15 protein-coding genes are annotated in these 16,439 nt (G+C 61.7%); 7 read left to right on the forward strand and 8 right to left on the reverse strand.

Annotated elements, in window-relative coordinates; all coding sequences use genetic code 11:
- Positions 1-18 precede the first annotated feature (18 nt).
- The 3 genes from NW808_RS03830 to NW808_RS03840 all read right to left on the reverse strand — a co-directional run bounded on the left by NW808_RS03830 (position 19) and on the right by NW808_RS03840 (position 2,112).
- Positions 19-813, reverse strand: coding sequence for a photosystem II manganese-stabilizing polypeptide (locus NW808_RS03830; RefSeq protein WP_414393399.1), 795 nt, complete (start codon positions 811-813; stop codon positions 19-21).
- A gap of 116 nt (positions 814-929) precedes the next feature.
- A complete protein-coding gene (hisG, locus tag NW808_RS03835) occupies positions 930-1,673 on the reverse strand; it encodes an ATP phosphoribosyltransferase (RefSeq protein WP_414393400.1) in 744 nt (247 codons plus the stop codon).
- 49 nt (positions 1,674-1,722) lie between these two features.
- Positions 1,723-2,112: a DUF1818 family protein gene (locus NW808_RS03840; protein ID WP_414420343.1), complete on the reverse strand. Its 390-nt coding sequence runs from the start codon at positions 2,110-2,112 to the stop codon at positions 1,723-1,725.
- Positions 2,113-2,174: 62 nt separating this feature from the next.
- On the opposite strand from NW808_RS03840, the gene NW808_RS03845 reads away from it, so the two are divergent.
- The 3 genes from NW808_RS03845 (at position 2,175) to NW808_RS03855 (ending at position 5,512) form a co-directional block, all read left to right on the forward strand.
- A complete protein-coding gene (locus NW808_RS03845) occupies positions 2,175-3,824 on the forward strand; it encodes a SpoIID/LytB domain-containing protein (RefSeq protein ID WP_414420344.1) in 1,650 nt (549 codons plus the stop codon).
- Positions 3,825-3,832: 8 nt separating this feature from the next.
- Entirely contained in the window at positions 3,833-4,840 is a 1,008-nt protein-coding gene (gene era, locus NW808_RS03850; protein WP_414393405.1) for a GTPase Era, read from the forward strand.
- Between the two features lie 69 nt (positions 4,841-4,909).
- Entirely contained in the window at positions 4,910-5,512 is a 603-nt protein-coding gene (locus NW808_RS03855; protein WP_414393407.1) for a glutathione S-transferase family protein, read from the forward strand.
- A gap of 74 nt (positions 5,513-5,586) precedes the next feature.
- On the opposite strand, the gene smpB is transcribed toward NW808_RS03855, so the two are convergent.
- Together smpB and der are read right to left on the reverse strand one after the other, a co-directional pair.
- Positions 5,587-6,051, reverse strand: a complete 465-nt coding sequence (gene smpB, locus NW808_RS03860; RefSeq protein WP_414393409.1) for an SsrA-binding protein SmpB — start codon at positions 6,049-6,051, stop codon at positions 5,587-5,589.
- Positions 6,052-6,082: 31 nt separating this feature from the next.
- Positions 6,083-7,456: a ribosome biogenesis GTPase Der gene (gene der / locus NW808_RS03865; RefSeq protein WP_414420345.1), complete on the reverse strand. Its 1,374-nt coding sequence runs from the start codon at positions 7,454-7,456 to the stop codon at positions 6,083-6,085.
- Positions 7,457-7,595: 139 nt separating this feature from the next.
- Between der and NW808_RS03870 the strand changes: the two genes are divergently transcribed.
- The gene (locus tag NW808_RS03870; protein ID WP_414420346.1) at positions 7,596-8,786 is read left to right on the forward strand and encodes an aspartate aminotransferase; all 1,191 of its coding nucleotides are present in this window, start codon (positions 7,596-7,598) and stop codon (positions 8,784-8,786) included.
- 3 nt (positions 8,787-8,789) lie between these two features.
- On the opposite strand, the gene NW808_RS03875 is transcribed toward NW808_RS03870, so the two are convergent.
- Both NW808_RS03875 and NW808_RS03880 read right to left on the reverse strand, forming a co-directional pair.
- Positions 8,790-9,998, reverse strand: coding sequence for a Coenzyme F420 hydrogenase/dehydrogenase, beta subunit C-terminal domain (locus NW808_RS03875; RefSeq protein ID WP_414420347.1), 1,209 nt, complete (start codon positions 9,996-9,998; stop codon positions 8,790-8,792).
- 118 nt (positions 9,999-10,116) lie between these two features.
- Positions 10,117-10,749 (reverse strand): response regulator transcription factor, encoded by a 633-nt coding sequence (locus tag NW808_RS03880; RefSeq protein WP_414420348.1) that lies wholly within the window; start codon positions 10,747-10,749, stop codon positions 10,117-10,119.
- 311 nt (positions 10,750-11,060) lie between these two features.
- On the opposite strand from NW808_RS03880, the gene NW808_RS03885 reads away from it, so the two are divergent.
- Together NW808_RS03885 and NW808_RS03890 are read left to right on the forward strand one after the other, a co-directional pair.
- Complete coding sequence (locus NW808_RS03885; protein WP_414409613.1) at positions 11,061-13,112, forward strand: ribonuclease catalytic domain-containing protein; 2,052 nt, start codon at positions 11,061-11,063, stop codon at positions 13,110-13,112.
- Positions 13,113-13,170: 58 nt separating this feature from the next.
- On the forward strand, positions 13,171-14,166 hold the full coding sequence (locus tag NW808_RS03890; protein ID WP_414420349.1) for a phosphate ABC transporter substrate-binding protein: 996 nt from the start codon (positions 13,171-13,173) through the stop codon (positions 14,164-14,166).
- Positions 14,167-14,171: 5 nt separating this feature from the next.
- Here NW808_RS03890 and NW808_RS03895 read toward each other — a convergent pair whose 3' ends face one another.
- The gene (locus NW808_RS03895) at positions 14,172-15,293 is read right to left on the reverse strand and encodes an LptF/LptG family permease (protein WP_414420350.1); all 1,122 of its coding nucleotides are present in this window, start codon (positions 15,291-15,293) and stop codon (positions 14,172-14,174) included.
- A 246-nt stretch (positions 15,294-15,539) separates the two neighbouring features.
- Here NW808_RS03895 and NW808_RS03900 point away from each other — a divergent pair.
- Positions 15,540-16,439 (forward strand): pyruvate kinase (locus NW808_RS03900; RefSeq protein ID WP_414420351.1); only part of this gene is annotated, 900 nt, incomplete at its 3' end.

Consider the following 16,439-nt stretch of genomic DNA (forward strand, 5'->3'; position numbering starts at 1 on the left):
GGCCTGCCTCAGGCTTTTTTAGGACTCCTGCGCCAGACGGGCATAAAACAGGCCCTGAACGCGAACGGTGCGAGGTTCCAGTGCCCCTTGCTCGGTACTAGACGGCTGAATGCTCACAAAGGAGCCAGCGATTTCTCCAGTGCTGGAATCTACGCGAGCAATGCGCAGCGACATTTTCCCCCGGGAAATCTCGTCCACCTTGCGGTTGGCCGCAAAGTCCTCCTTGGCCGCCTGCAGCCCCACAGCCGTGTCGTAGCCAGTGCTAGAACCCCGCCCCCGCGAGTCGAGGAAGCTGCTGGTACGGTAGCCGGGCACCAAGAACTCGCCTTCAAAGTCCGTTGAGGGATCGATGACCGACCCTTGAGCGGTGGCCACCAAGTCTTTCACGCTAAACAAAAAGGGCACCAGCTCGCGGCGAGGCAACTGACCGGTGGTTGGCTGGAAGGTGATCCCATCCACCACTTTGAACTCCAAGCCGCCCTCTTTGGCAGTGACTTCCGCTTTAATCGGCCCCAGGGTAGCGGCCGAGATCATGATGTTCTTGGCTTTGATAAACTCTTTTTCCCCGTTCCGTTTTTCTTCTTCCACCTCAATTTGCACGGGCTGGAAGCAGACATCGGTCAGCTTTAGGGATTCGCCCTGGGGCACCTCAATGCGGCCGCGGGCATTGTCCGAGACCGACGGGCAAATAGCCGCCTTGCCCGTGTTGCGGATCTGGTCGTAGGTTAGAGGGGCCTTGGCTGCCTCAGCCCGAAAGGCGAAGACGCCTAGACAAAGCGCCAGCAGGATGGCGAGCAGGGGACGGTACCGCATAATCAACCTCGAAAAACCTGTTTTGAATCTCTTGGGAAATAAACCAGTGCCCCCATTGTACGCAATCGCAATCCGCTCTTTGCTAAGCCAAGCAAAGTTTCTTGACTGGGCAAGAACTAAAGCTGGCTAACCGCTAGAGATCCCAGCCAGTGCTCTCGGATTTGGGCCACCAGTTCACCGATGGGCTGCTGGTTGACCCGGTAGCTGGTGGGATGGGCAATCAGGCGGGCTGTGCTCTCGAAGAGACAGTCCCGCTCCACCAGGCCATTTTCCCGCAGGGTGCGGCCGGTGGCCACCAAGTCCACAATGGCATCAGCCATGCCCGTGAGGGGAGCCAGCTCCACTGAGCCGGCAAGGGAGATGAGCTCCACCGGCAAATCCAGGCGGTCGAAATACTCGCGGGCACAGCGGACAAACTTGGAAGCTACCCGGGCATAGGGCGGCAACTGGGCTGCTGAGGTGTAGGGGCTGTCTTGGGGAAGAGCCACCACCATGCGGCAGTAGCCAAACTTTAGGTCCAACAGGTGGGCTACCCCCGCTTCCCTGCCGGCATAGCGCTCCCGCAGGACATCGTAGCCGACAATCCCCAGCTGGGCCTGGCCGTACTCCACGTACACCGGCACGTCCTGGTTGCGCACCAGCAGCGCCGCGTAGCGCTGTCCCTTGAGCTGGGTAGGGGATTCAATGCGCAGGAGGCGATTGGCCGGATCCAAAAAGCGGCTAAAGTCGATCCCTACCTGCTGCAGACAGCGGATGGCATCGGCTAGCAAAGCTCCCTTGGCTAGGGCAATGGTGATCGGCTGACGGTCGGGAGGATGAACTTGGCAGTCGTGCAGCTGAAGATCCAAAGCTGTCGACATGAAGGGGGCCGCTGTCCCAGGGCAACTCCCAATCCTAGCAACTGCTAGGTCATCTGTGCTCCCGAAACTGGGCAAGAGCACGGCACAGCCCCGGGACAGCCTCTGCTGGCCAGAAGCCCTCGCCGCGCCGGCCCTGGTGCAACTGTAGGTAGAGATCCCAGGCAGCGGGGCTGCCGTGGGCAATCAAAGTTAGCGAGGGGAAGGTCTGCTCCAGGGTGAGGCTCTCTTCGGCCATCAGTTGGGAGGCTATGGCCTCCATATCCCGCTGCAGGCAGTACACCCCCTGCCCAAAAGCTTGCCACTCCTCTTGAGTTAGCTCCAGCGCCCAGGTTTCTCCTCCCACAAGGGCCACAAAAGGAGAGCGCCGGGGATCCCAGCCCAGTCGCCAGCCGGATCCCTTGCAGAGAGGAGAGGGGGTAGAAGAGAAAAAAGCCTCCATGCTGGGGTAGGCCAAAAAGATGCAGGTAGAATCAACGGGTGCGTTACCAGCATAAAGCGCCGATGCTCAGTTACCAACCTCCCCCCACCCAGCGGCGGTTTCCTCTCCAGGGCACGCTCGGCTGGGGTGTGCTGCTTGCAGCTTTGGCGTTGCGCGCCACAGGGGATCCCCGAGGAACCTGGGCCACGGTGGCTACCCCGCAAAACCCGATCTTACGGGTGGGCATCCTGCAGCAGTTTGGTCGCTCTGAACAGGATCAGGTGGAGTTGGCAGCGCCAACCGGGTCGCTACTGACGCTGGAATTTCCCCAGGCCGACGGCAGCACCCAGAGGCAGCGCACTCCGCGCGTAACTGTCGGGATCGTCAACCGCGCCTTGGCCACTCCAGAAACCGTGTACCGCCTTGTTCTCAGCAGCCACAAAAGTTTTGAGAGCGCCGAGGCCAGCGCCAAGCGTTGGCAGGCTTTAGGGATCCGCACCGAGATTGCCCAGCCGCAGGAGTGGCAAGTGTGGGCCAGCCGCGCCTACACCCCTCAGCAGTTGGCCCAGATTCAGCGCTATGCCCAGGCCAAGGGGATCCCCCAGGTGCGGCTTGAGGTCCAGCAGCGGCGCCAACAGCCCCAGCTAAGCTGGGTGCATGGCCACTTTCGCTACCACCGCACCCGGCTTCAGGTAACCTCGGACGCGGGCTATCTGCGGGTAAACGACCGCTACTATGCCGGCTCGATTACCATTCAGCCTAACGCCTACGGCAGCTACACCGTGGTCAACGCCGTGCCGCTGGAAACCTATCTGCGGGGGGTGGTGCCCCACGAAGTAGGGCCGAGAGCTCCCTTTGCCGCCATGGCTGCCCAGGCAATTCTGGCGCGCACCTACGCCCTCAAGAACCTGCACCGCTTTCAGGTCGACGACTACCACCTCTGTGCCAACACCCACTGCCAGGTCTACAAGGGGCTGACGGGAACCCATCCGCGGGCGGATGAGGCCATTCGCCAGACCAGCGGCTTGGTGCTTACCTACAATGGCAAGCTGGTGGATGCTGTCTATTCTTCCTCCAACGGCGGCATCTCGGCAGGCTTTGAAGAAGTTTGGGACGGCGAGCCGCGCCCTTACCTGCGCCCCCGCGCTGACCTCGCCCACCAGCCCGCTCAGCCCTTTGATTTGCGGCGGGAGAGCGACTTCAAGGCTTTTCTGGAGCAGCGGGAAGGTTTCCATGAAGCAGGGGTATCTCGCCTTTTCCGCTGGGAGTTCTCCCAATCCCTGGCGGAGCTCAACGCCCAGCTGCGGGCTGCCCAAGAGTACCTCGGGATCCCTCTCCCCGAGTGGACGACCATCCAGGGGCTGCAGGTTCTGGAGCGCTCGGTCAGCGGTCGGGTTCAGGCGCTGCAAGTGGACCTGCAGACGCCCCAAGGATCTCACTCGCTGGTTTTGCGCAAGGATCAGGTGCGCCTAGCTTTTCCCCGCCTCTACAGCACCTTGTTTCGCGTCGAGCCCCTAAAACAGGGCAAGGAGCTAGCGGGCTACCGCTTTATCGGCGGCGGCTTTGGCCATGGGGTGGGGCTGAGCCAGTACGGCGCCTACACCTTAGCCCGGCGGGGGTTGAATGCAGCCGAGATCCTCGCTTTCTACTACCCTGGCACGACCCTGGCCAAGCTGGGATCCCTCCCCGAGGCTTCGCTGGCTGACCAGTCCTTGCCCGTCCACCCGAGGTAGCGTTCCCCATGGCAGCAGAGCAGCAGAATGCCGGCCATCCTCCGCTTGAGGAGCAGGAGATCTCAGCCCCGCTGGAGCCCGTTCAAATAAGGGGGTTGGAGCCCTCTGCCCTCCCCGCGGCCCCACCAGGGTTTAAGTCGGGGTTTGCGGCGCTCATTGGACGGCCCAATGTGGGCAAGTCCACTCTCATGAACGCCCTGGTAGGTCAAAAGATCGCCATCACCTCCCCTGTGGCCCAGACCACTCGCAACCGCCTGCGCGGGATCCTCTCCCTCCCCCAAGCCCAGATCATCTGGGTGGATACTCCTGGCATCCACAAGCCCCTCCACCGACTGGGGGAGATCTTGGTGCACAACGCCCAGGCCGCCATTGGGAGTGTGGACGTCGTTCTCTTTGTGGTGGATGGCTCAGTGCCAGCAGGTCGCGGTGACGCTTTCATTGCGGAGCGGATCCCTGCCACTACCCCCTGCATCCTTGTCTGCAACAAAGCCGATCTCCTCAAAGACGCTGCCACGCGCCAAGCTCACCAGGAGAGCTACCAGGCCCTGCGGCCCGCTGCGCCGGTGGTTTGGGTGTCTGCCCTGGATCCCGGCAGCTTGCCACCCCTTATCCAAGTCACCGTCGACCTGCTGCCGGCTGGGCCCTACTACTATCCGCCAAACCTGGTCACCGATCAGCCAGAGCGATTCATCATGGCGGAGCTCATCCGGGAACAGGTGCTGCTGCACACCCGCGAGGAAGTGCCCCACTCGGTGGCCGTAACCATCGACCAGGTGGAGGAAACCCCCAAGGTTACCCGCGTCTTGGCCACCCTCTACGTAGAGCGGGACTCGCAAAAAGGGATCCTCATTGGCAAGGGAGGGGAAAGGCTCAAGCAAATTGGCCAGGCTGCCCGCCTTCAGATTCAAAAGCTCATTGCCGGCAAGGTGTACCTGGAGCTGTTTGTCAAGGTGCGGCCCCACTGGCGGCGCTCCGAGCACCTCCTGCGCGACTTCGGCTACCGCCTCGAGACGTAGGGATTGAGCAGAGCGGCGGTTGCAGCTAATCATGGAAATGGCAATGCTTCCCGTGGAAGGCTAAGAACCATGCTGCGACTGTACGGGATCCCCACCTCTGGCAATTGCTACAAGGTGGAGCTACTTCTGAGGCAGCTGGGGATCCCCTATGAGACGGTTGAGGTGAACTCCCGCACCGGCGAGAACCGCCGCCCCGAGTACCTGGCCAAGAACCCCTTGGGCCAGATCCCGGCCTTGGAGCTAGAAGACGGCACGGTCTTGGCCGAGTCGGCTGCAATCTTGGTCTATCTAGCAGAAGACACCCCTCTCTATGGCCAAACGCGGCTAGAGCGGGCTGAGATCCTGAAATGGCTGTTTTTTGAACAAACCCGCATTGCTCGCTACATTGCCACTACCCGCTTCCTCGTGCGGACTGGCCAGGCCGAGGCCAACGCCGAGCTGATTGCCCAGAACCTAAAACTGGGCACGGAGGCCTTGGAGATCATGGAAGGCCATCTGAAGGGGAAAGAATTCTTTGTGGGCAACCGCTACACCATCGCCGATCTGGCCCTCTTCACCTATACCCACGTGGCGGAGCAAGGCGGATTTGACCTCAAGCCCTTCCCCAACATCCGCGCCTGGTGTGAGCGGGTCAAGGCCACCGAGCGCTTTTTCCCTCTCCCTGGAGCCTAGAGGTCTCCCTGCAGCCGATTGACGGAGAGTTGCCGGGCAGCTACCCATCGGAACTACCGAGAGCTTGGCAGGCCTTAGCGCCCCTTGAGCTCGCGCTGGATTTCCCGCCGCGTCTCCCGTTCCTTAATGGCTTGCCGCTTGTCGTGAAGCTTTTTGCCGCGGGCCACGCCCAGGTGGGCTTTGATCCAGCCGCGGTTGAGCACCAGGCGCAGGGGAACTACCGTCAAGCCCTTTTGCTCCACCAAACCCCGCAGGCGATCAATCTCACGGCGGTGCAGCAGCAGCTTGCGGCGGCGGGTGGGATCGTGGTTGAACTCCTTGCTGGTAGTCCCGTGGGGGGCAACATGCAAGTTGTGCAGCCAGGCCTCGCCATCGCGAAAGAGCGCAAAGGCATCTTGGAGATTGGCTTTGCCTGCTCGGATGGACTTGACCTCCGTGCCGGTGAGTTGGAGCCCAGCTTCGTAGGTCTCCAAGATCTCATACTCAAAGCGGGCGCGGCGGTTTTCCACTAGAGTTTTGACGTTGGGATCCACAGCCATAGGCTTTTTTGAGGTTTGGTTAACTCCAATCCTAGGGGGAGGCCAGGGATCCCTCCAGCTTGCGCACTTCTTGGGCCACCCGCCGCTCCGACTTGCCGCGCCAGACAAAGCGGAGGGGAGTGCCGGCAAAGTCTAAGTTTTGCCGGAAGTGTTTTTCCAGGTAGCGGCGGTAGTTTTCTTTGAAGAGATCGGGATCGTTGACAAAAAGGAGGAAAGTGGGGGGCTGCTCTGCTATCTGAGTGCCGTAGTAGATCTTGCCCTGCCTGCCCTGGCGGTTGGCGGGGGGCGATTGCCAAGCAAGGGCATCCTGCAGCACTTCGTTGACCACGGAGGTGGGGATGCGTTTGCGATGGGCGGCTACCACGGTGTTGACCTCGGCGAAGATCTTGTGGGTGCGCTGCCCTGTGAGGGCGCTAACAAACAACAGGGGCGCCCAGTCGATGAAGTAAAGCCGCTCGCGGATCTCGCGGGTGTACTCGTTGATGGTGTAGGTATCCTTTTCCACTGCATCCCACTTGTTGACGACGATAATGCAGGCGCGGCCCTCTTCCTCAATGCGGCCAGCCAGCCGCTGATCCTGCTCGGTTACCCCCTCCAAGGCGTCAATGACCAGCAGCACTACGTCCGAGCGCCGAATGGCCTTGAAGGCCCGGTTGATGCTGAAAAACTCCACCCCGTACTCCACCCGGCTTTTCCTGCGGATCCCGGCCGTGTCGATGAGGCGGTAGGTCTGCCCCTCCCACTCCACCAGGGTGTCGATGGCATCGCGGGTGGTGCCGGCGATGGGGCTGACAATGGCCCGCTCGGATCCCACTAGGCGGTTGAGCAGGCTGGACTTGCCCACGTTAGGCCGGCCAACAATGGCCACGGCAATGGGCTCTGCTTCAGTTGCGGCTTCCTCCCCTTCCGGCAGATGGGGCAGCACTGCCTCCAGCACCTCTGCCACGCCATTGCCGTGGAGGGCAGAGCAGGGGATCGGCTCGCCCAGCCCCAGCTTCCAGAAGACTGCCGCCTGGGCCAGGCCCAGTTGCCCTGACTCGCACTTGTTGACGGCCACCACCACTGGCAGGGGTTGTTTGCGCAGCCAATCGGCCAATTCTTTGTCGGCGGGGGTCAGCCCTTCGCGGCCATCCACCACGAAGATCACCGCGTGCGCTTCGGCCATCGCTGCCATGGCCTGCTGGCGAATATGGGGCAAAAATTCGCTGTCGTCGCCAAAGACCAGTCCGCCCGTATCCACCACCCGCAGGCGGCGCCCATTCCACTCCACCTCTTGGTAGAGGCGATCCCGCGTTATGCCAGGCTCGTCGTGGACAATGGCCGCCCGTACCCCCGCCATGCGATTGACGAGGCTGGACTTGCCCACGTTGGGGCGACCCACAACAGCTACTAGAGGTAAGGGCACGGCTGCTGTTGAGAAAGCCAAAGCTGGATCTCTATCCTAGCCGTTGGCTTTCCTGCCGCCCAAGACTGGCCTTGCTCTAGATTGCCTTGGGAGCCGCTCTGGCGGTAAGCTGTGCAGTTAACCCCAATTCCGTGGCTTTATGAACCTTGCCCCTGCCCAACGCCTGCGCAAGCTGCCTGCCTATGTCTTTGCCCGGCTGGACGAGCTCAAGGCCCGCGCCCGCCAGCAGGGGCTGGATTTGATCGATCTGGGCATGGGCAACCCCGATGGCCCCACCCCCCAGCCCGTGGTGGAAGCAGCCCAGGCGGCCATTGCCGATCCCCTCCACCACGGCTACCCTCCCTTTGAGGGCACAGCTAGCTTCCGCCAGGCCATTGCCGAGTGGTACTGGCGCCGCTATGGAGTGGAGCTAGATCCCAATGACGAGGTGCTGCCTCTTCTGGGATCCAAAGAGGGCCTGACCCACCTGGCCTTGGCCTATGTGGATCCCGGGGATCTGGTGCTGGTGCCTAGCCCCGCCTACCCGCCCCATTTTCGCGGCCCCCTGATTGCCGGCGGCCAGATCTACCCGCTGCTGCTGCGTCCGGAAAAAGGGTGGCTCATTGACCTGCAGGAGATCCCGCCGGAGGTGGCCAAGCAAGCGCGGCTGCTCTACTTTAACTACCCCAACAACCCGACAACGGCGGTGGCGCCCCGCTCCTTTTTTGAAGAAGTGGTGGAGTTTGCCTGCCGATACGACCTGCTCTTGGTGCACGACCTGTGCTACGCCGAGCTGGCCTTTGACGGCTATCGGCCCACCAGCCTGCTGCAGATCCCCGGTGCCAAGAACCTGGCAGTAGAGTTCCACACCCTCTCCAAAACCTACAACATGGCCGGCTGGCGGGTAGGGTTTGTGGTGGGCAACCGCCAGATCATCCAGAGCCTGCGCACCCTAAAGACCAACCTCGACTACGGCGTTTTTGGAGCTATCCAAAAGGCCGCCGAAACTGCCCTGCGCCTGCCCAATAGCTACTTGGAGGAGGTGAAAGAGCGCTACCGCCGCCGGCGCGACTATCTCATTGCCCGCCTGGCGGAGTTGGGCTGGCAGATCGAGCCGCCGCGGGCGACGATGTACCTCTGGATCCCCACCCCCCGCACCGCCGACGGCACCCCCGAAGGCTCGACGGAGTTTGCCCTGCGGGTTTTGGAGTCCACAGGCGTGGTCGTAACCCCTGGCAACGCTTTTGGAGAAGGGGGAGAGGGCTACGTGCGGATTAGCCTCATTGCCGACTGCGAGCGCATAGGGCAGGCCATCGACCGCTGGGCCGAGGCCGGGATCCGCTACTGCTGAGCCTCAGTCTTTCGGAAGGTGATACTGCTCCACAATCCGCCGGGCAAAGGGAGGGACATGCCGCTCCAGCTTGTGGGGATAGTGGCGGCGCACATAGAGATAGTTGCGGACAAAGTGGGAGTCGATGGAAAAGCGGGCATACTCCAGGCCGCGGGGCCCAAAGCGCTGGATGGCTGCCCCCAAGATCCGAGCCAGCCATAGGGGCAAGCTCAAGGCTTGCTCATAGGCTTGGATCCCCTGTTGCACTGCCGCTTGCCGCGATCCCTGCGAGATCACCGGTTGGGTTTCCAGCTCTTCCCAAACCAGATCCAGGAGCTCCCGCCCGCGCGAGTTGCGCACCACCAGCCACTGCCAGCCAAAGGGGGATCCCATGTAGCCCACCACCAGGTCGGCCAGGCTGTTGACGTAGTCAAAACAGGTGAGGCAGGAGGGGGCAAACACGTCCTTGAGTTCTTTGGTCTTGAGGGCGAAGAAGGGCACCTTTTCCACCGAGCCATCTTCGTGTTTGAAGTGGATGTGGAAATCCTGCATGAACTCGTAGTGCACTACCGTCTGCGGGGAGCGACTGGTGGTTTCCAAAAATTTTTGCAGCCCCGCGCGGCTGACGTTGTCCACACAGGGGGTGCCCAACACATAGAGCTTCTCCAGGCCCAGCTTGTTCTCCACCGCCCGCAAAGCCTGAATCTGGCAGCCTACGCCGATGACCAAGAGGCGCTTGAGGCCGCTTTGCTCTACCTCCTCTAAGACCGACAAGTTGGGCGATAGCGTTGGCTTGTTAACCCGCGCCGCCAAAACTGCCTCCGGGGTACGCGCCAAGATAGGCCGCGGCTGAAAGCGATCCTGGGGATCCGCCTGCACGCACACCACGCCTTCTACTAGGCCGCTGCTGAGGGCCTTCATGCCAATGCTGCTGACAATACCCGTCCACTGGGCACCAGGGATCGGATCCCGCTTGCGGGCCGTGTACATTGCCTCGTAGACGCCGAAGTAGTCAGTATCGCTGACAGCAGCTGACTTGGAGCGCAGCGATTCTCGGGATCGCCCGTGGGTTTGCTCTTCCAGGTGGGTAAATTGCTGGTTTAAAAAGGCACAGGCCTCTTTGACGTGGGCGACATAGCAGGTATCGCAGAGGCCGCACTGGCTACACAGCTCTTTGGCTGGATAGTGGCCGGAGCGAATGGGCCGAGCCGGACGCGGTGGACGAGATCCCATAAGGTCTAGACCCTAGCCGACACAGGAGGGCGGGTACCTCCTTACAGTTTGCCGCCAAAACCGCAGACAGCGCGCAGAGAAGTTGAGAATCCGCGCTCCTGCCAAGTCCTTAGCTCCCTTAGCCTCTGCCCAAACCACTTTCTATGGCCCAGCGGGCCAGCTCGGTGCGATTGTGCAGGCCGGTTTTGGCTAGCATGTTGCTGACATGGCTTTCGATGGTGCGCTGGCTCACCCCCATCACCTCGGCAATCTCGCGGTTGGGCATGCCCCTGGCTACGTACTGGAGCACCTTGGTTTCCGTGGGAGTAAGCTCAACTTCTCGATCTAGCTGGATGACCGGCTGAACGGGGGCACCTTGCATTTGCAACAGGCGCTCCGTGCGTTTGAGGGTAGCTTCCACCTGCGCCACCAGCTCTTCCGGTTCAAAGGGCTTGACCAGGTAGGCGTCTGCCCCCGTATTGAGCCCGCGCACCCGATCTGCCGTTTGCCCCCGCGCCGAGAGAAAAATGACCGGGATCCAATCCGTGGCCCTATCGGAGCGAAGGGTCTGGACAAAAGTGTAGCCATCCATCTCCGGCATCATCACATCGCAGATGATGAGATCCGGAATCAAGCGGCGCATCACCTCCAGGGCTTCCAGACCATTGCTGGCTGCCACCACCTCGTAGCCGCGAAACTCCAGGTAATCCTTCACCAGGAGGACGAGATTGGGATCGTCATCAACAACCAGTAAGCGCTTTGGGGCGTCCACGGCTAACCTCGTCGTTGCTGGCAAGCCCAGATGACCGGGACTTGCTAGGTAAACTTTTGGAGATGGAGAGACCCAGAATCTACGGCCAAGATTCTACCTTGCTCCTGATGGTTTCCACTGGCTTGTATAGGTTTTCTTCAACCAGCTAGGAGGGGCTTCAGCAAGCTCTGCCTTGGGATCCCTGGCAGCTAGCAGCCTCCACCTAGCCTTTTAGGGTAAGTTTGCTTGGCGGGTTTTTCCCATAGTCAAGGAAGGCAGAGCTAGGGGAGAATGTTGAGAGCAGCAAGCGTGAGCCTGGCTGGGTAGAGAGGGTGGAAAAGGGTACGCTGGTAGAGTTTCGCCACAATAACGAGCGGCTATTGGCTGTAGTTCAGGGCACGGAGGGCAAAAAGAACCTGCTGTTGGAGGTGCCCTCAGGGCAGGTTTACAGCGTTCACCCCCGCCAAATTACGTTTGCCCTGAACGGCAATTCCAACTTTACCGTTTCCGACATCCCCAGCTTTTGGCAGGCGGTTCAGGCGAAGCTGGATCCCGAGAGCTTGGCTTTGGCCTGGGAATTGGTTCAGGAGGAGCGGCGGCCCCTGAGCCTGTCGGAGATGGCGCAGTTGTTGTTTTCCGACGATTCGCCGGTCTCCACCTATGCAGCCTACCGCCTTTTGAGCGAGGATTACATTTACTTTAAGGAGAAGGGAGAAGGCTACGAGCCGCGCCCGCCGGCACAGGTAAAGGAAATTCTCCATCAAATTGCTGTCGCCCAGCAGCGGCAGCAGGAGCAGGCCGAGTTTGAGGCCCGCCTAAAGGCAGCGGTGGCCCAGCCTGGGCAAAAGTACACTTGGACCCCGGCGGAACGGGCTCGTCTGGAGCTGTTGGAGCGCTTAGCTCTGCAGGGAGCACCCGATAGCCTTCGCAACTACGAGGACCTTTCCCACAACCTCACCCCCTCGGATCGCGAGCGGGCTTCCCACCTGCTGCGGCTCCTGGGATTCCCCGACACGCCCCAGGGAGCTTTTGAGGCGTTGGTGGCTTTGGGACTGTGGAGCCGCCACGAGAACCTGGCCCTGCGCCTTACGGGGATCCCCACCCAGTTCCCCAAAGAGGTGGAGCGCTACACCCAAACTTTGCTGGGCGGCCCCCCTCCCTTCCTGGAGTCCCATCGGCGTCGGGATCTCACTCATCTTCACACCTACACCATTGACGACGCCAGCACTCGCGACATCGACGATGCCCTCAGCGTCGAGTTTTGGTCGGAGGACGAGGCGAAGCTCTGGATCCACATTGCCGATCCCAGTTGTTGGGTGCAGTGGGGGGATCCTCTAGATCTAGAGGCCCGCCGGCGGGGTACCAGTGTCTACCTGCCAGAGCGGGTGATCCCGATGTTCCCGCCAGAGCTGTCCACTGGTCCTATGAGTTTGGTGCAGGGGGAGGTGCGGCCTGCCCTTAGCTTTGGCATTCGCCTGGGAGGCGACGGGGCGGTGCGCGACTACGAAATTTGCCTTAGCCAAATCCAGGTAAACTACCGCCTCACCTACGACGATGCCGACGAGATGCTGGAGTTGGAGGCAGAGCCGCAGCTGACAGCCATTGCTCGGGCAGCCCGCTGGCGCTACACCTGGCGACTTGGGCAAGGGGCGATCCCTATTGGCCTGCCGGAGCAGGACATCAAGGTCATCGACGAGATCCCCCACCTGCGCGTTATTGAGGATACACCGGCGCGGCAGATGGTGGCGGAAATGATGGTGCTGGCCGGCGAGGTAGCCGCTCGCTTTGCCCGCCAGCATGGGATCCCAGTGCCCTACCGCCTGCAGCCTGCTCCCGAACTGCCCCCGCCGGAAGTTTTGGAGCTGTACCCCCAGGGGCCGGTCAGGTCCTTTGCCATCATGCGGTGTCTGTCGCGGGCAGAGGTGGCCACGCAGCCCGAGCGGCACGCGGGCCTGGGCCTTGATGCCTACTGCCAGGTAACTTCCCCAATTCGCCGCTACCTGGATCTGGTGGCGCACTACCAGATCAAGGCCTTTTTGCGCGGGGATCCCCTGCCCTTGACAGAAGCCGAGGTACAGCAGGTGTTGCTAGGCATTGAGCCAGGCACGGCCGAGGCCGCTCAGGTGGAGCGCAAGTCCAAGCGCTACTGGAGCATTGAGTACCTGCGCCAGCGACCAGGGCAGACTTGGCGGGCATTGGTTCTGGGCTATCTGCGCGAGGAGGAGAACCTGGTGATGGCCATGCTGGATGAAATTGCCTTTCGCGTGCCGGTGCGCTTGGAGCGGCAGGTGCCGCTGGGGGCCTGGATTGAGTTGGAGGTCCTCCAAGCAGATCCCCGTGCCGATGTGATTGAGTTGCGGGAGGTAAGAGACTTTGCTCCCTAAAGAGGGGGGTAGCTGATACAACAGAGGAGGGTTATCCCCGTTCCCCAGGAGGAGTTCCATGGCCACACGACCTTCTGGCCCGCCGCCGATTGTCTATATTCTCCTGATTGCCATCTTGGGGTGGGGCGGCTGGTATGCCCATCGTTCAGGCTTGCTCAGCTCCTGGCTTAGCCGCACCTCTGGGAGCCCGACTGCTCAGCCGCAAGCCCCAGCGGCACCCAACCTTCCCCAGGCACAGGCCCCCAATCCCCCTGCCAGCTCCGTTAACCTGGACACTTCCCTGCCCAACCCGGCGGTGCTGCAGATGGATGGCAGCGTCACGATGGTCCGCATCGTCTTGGCCTTGAAGTCTGGCTACAGCCAGCGCAACCCCAGCATCCCCATTACCTACGGGATCCCGGATGGCAAGCCCAACGGCTCCAATGCTGGCCTTAAGGCGCTGATGGAGGGCCGCATCCAGCTTGCTGCCAGCTCCCGCCCCCTCAACGCCACGGAGGTGCAGGCGGGTTTGCAGGCCATCCCAGTGGCCAAGGATGCGCTGGCGGTGGCGGTGGGGGTCAACAACCCCTACAAGGGCGGCCTGACGCTGCAGCAATTGGCCGATATCTTCCAGGGTCGGATTACCAACTGGAGCCAGGTGGGCGGTCCGGATCGGCGGATTCGTGTTCTCAACCGCGCTCCCCAGAGTGGCACCTACAGCGTTTTCCAAGAGCTGGTGTTGCTGGGGCTGCCCTTTGCCCCCGACAACCCCCCTTACTTCACCACCGCCACCCAAGACGTCACCACTCCTCTCCTGCGGGCGCTGGGGGAAGACGGCATCACCTACAGCACCGTGGATCAAGTGCAGAACCAGCAAACGGTGAGGATGGTGCCCATCGACGGCCAGATGCCCACCCGCGAGGCCATTCAAAGTGGCCGCTACCCGCTGGCCCGCAACGTGTTCTTGGTGGTGCCGCGAAAGACCAGCCCCGTGGTGGCTGACTTCATTAACTACGCCCTCTCGGATCAAGGCCAACAGATCATTGGCCGCACCGAGTTCATCCCGCTGCGCTAGCCAGCCTAGCGGTTGGCGCGGTAGAGCAAGGCCCCCCCTATGCCTAGGCAGACGAAGTTGGGCAGCCAAGCTGCCACCTCTGGCCCCAGCGTCCCGATCTGCCCCAGCGCCTGGCTGACAAACAGGAGCACATAGTAGGCAAAGATAATCAGCACGCTGAGGCCCAAGCCCAAAGAAGAACTGGTGCGCTGGGGTCGTAGGCCCAGCGGGGCCCCGATCAGGGTGAAGGCCAGACAGGCAAAGGGGATGGCGTACTTCTGGCTAAGGTTGACCTGGAGGCGGCGTACCCGCTGCAGATCCCCTGAGCTGGCAAGAACCTCAATGTAGCGGCGCAGCTCTGGAATGTTCATCTCCTCGGGGCTGCGAACCTCCTGGGCCAAATCCAGCGGCGCCCGCGACAGACGCAGCTCCTGGCGGGCAAAGGTGGCGATGTTGCTGTAGGTGCCGTCGGGCGAAACGATGTAGGTGGTGCCCTCCTCAAACACCCAGAGGTTCTCCCGGGGATCCCAGCGCCCCCGCTGCGCCAGCAGAATTTGACTGAGAGCCTCGTTAGAGACATCCAGGACGATCACGCCGCGCATCTCTTGGCCATCGAAGCTGCGGGCGTAAAACTGACGGGTTAGCCCTTGCCGTCGGGAAAAGCTGCCATCGGGCTCCGGCGTGAGGATCTCGCCAAATTCTTGGTAGAGGATGTTCTCGCGGCGAAAGTCAGGATGCCGGTTCAAAGCGCGGTTTAAAGTCAAGGCTGCCTGGCGATTGCTCACCGGCACCACCAGCTCGTTGAACAGAAACGTTAGCGCCGTTACCAACAAGCTGAGCAGGACAGCCGGCACCACCAGGCGGTAGAGGCTCACGCCGCAGGCGCGTAGAGCCGTGATCTCGCTATCGGCAGACAGGCGCCCATAGGCCAGCAACGTCGCCAACAACATTGCCATGGGAAACGTCAAGACGATGATCCCCGGTGCCCGCAGCAGAAACACCTGCAGGGCCACTGAAATCGATAGCCCCGCCTCCACCACCAGGCGCACCAGCTCAAACAGAGAGCTCACGGCCATCACCAGGGTGGTAAACGCCCCCACCCCAAAGAGAAACGGCAGGAGCATCTCGGAGAGGATGTAGCGATCCATCAGGCCTACTGCACAGACGAGGGAGAGCCTGCGGCAAGACTGCTTGACCGAACAAGGAGTGGGGGGAGAGGAGAGTTTCACGCAACCTAAGGGTAGTTGGGACAGCAAGCCCTTCGCCCAAGAGGTGAAGGCTGTTAACGACTTTAGACCGGAACCTTGGGGAACAAAAGGTTAATTCCCTCCCTTTCTCAATCCAATCCGCCTACGATCGACCTAGGCGGGCAGAGAACTGGGCTGGGTTCCAGCATGGCTTCTTTTCATCTCAAGGGTTTGCTGGAGCGGCTCCTGGAGCTACGACAGCAGGTTGTCGAGGGATCCCAGAACTACCTGGCCGCCTGGGGCTGCCTTGGGAACCCTCCTGCAGCCCTCTGCAACCTGGCGCGCTACCTGGCGCTACGCCAACACGATCTGCGCAACCTGCAATTGGAGCTGGCTGCGGTGGGACTGTCCTCGCTGGGACGGTGTGAATCGCGGGTCTTAGAGACCCTGGATGCGGTGATCGCCACTTTGGCAGCCACGCAGGGCCTAAGCCACAAGGGGCCCAGCTATGAGGAGTTTTACGCTGGGGACATGGCGCTGGAGCAGCATGCTGAGGCGCTGTTTGGCCCTCCTTCTCCCCACCGCCGCGCCCGCATCATGGTGACCCTGCCCAGCGAAGCTGCCGAGCAGCCCGAGCTGCTGCTGCAACTGCTGCAACGGGGGATGAACGTGGCCCGGATCAACTGCGCCCACGACGATCCCCTGGTGTGGGAGAAAATGGTGGCCCACTTGCGCCAGGCCGAAGCCCAGACTCAACGGCGCTGCAAGATTTTGTTCGACCTGGCCGGCCCCAAGATCCGCACGGGCCCGGTGGCCATGCCCCCCGGCAAAGCCAAGGTGTACCGCGGGGATCGCCTCCTGCTCACGGCAGCCATGCCGCCGGTCACCTCTGACCCCTCTTGCCAGGTGGCTTGCACCCCGCCAGAGATCTTGGCGCACCTGCAGGTGGGGGCAACTGTCTGGATCGACGACGGCAAAATCGGCGCCCGTGTCGTAGGGATCGAGCCGGTAGGGGTGGTGCTGGAGGTGGACAAAGTCGCCCCGCAGGGCAAGAAGTTGCGGGAGGGAAAGGGCCTCAACTTTCCCGACAGCCAGCTCCCGATCCAG

This window comes from Synechococcus sp. W70.1, assembly GCF_047461515.1.
Lineage (GTDB): Bacteria > Cyanobacteriota > Cyanobacteriia > Thermostichales > Thermostichaceae > Thermostichus.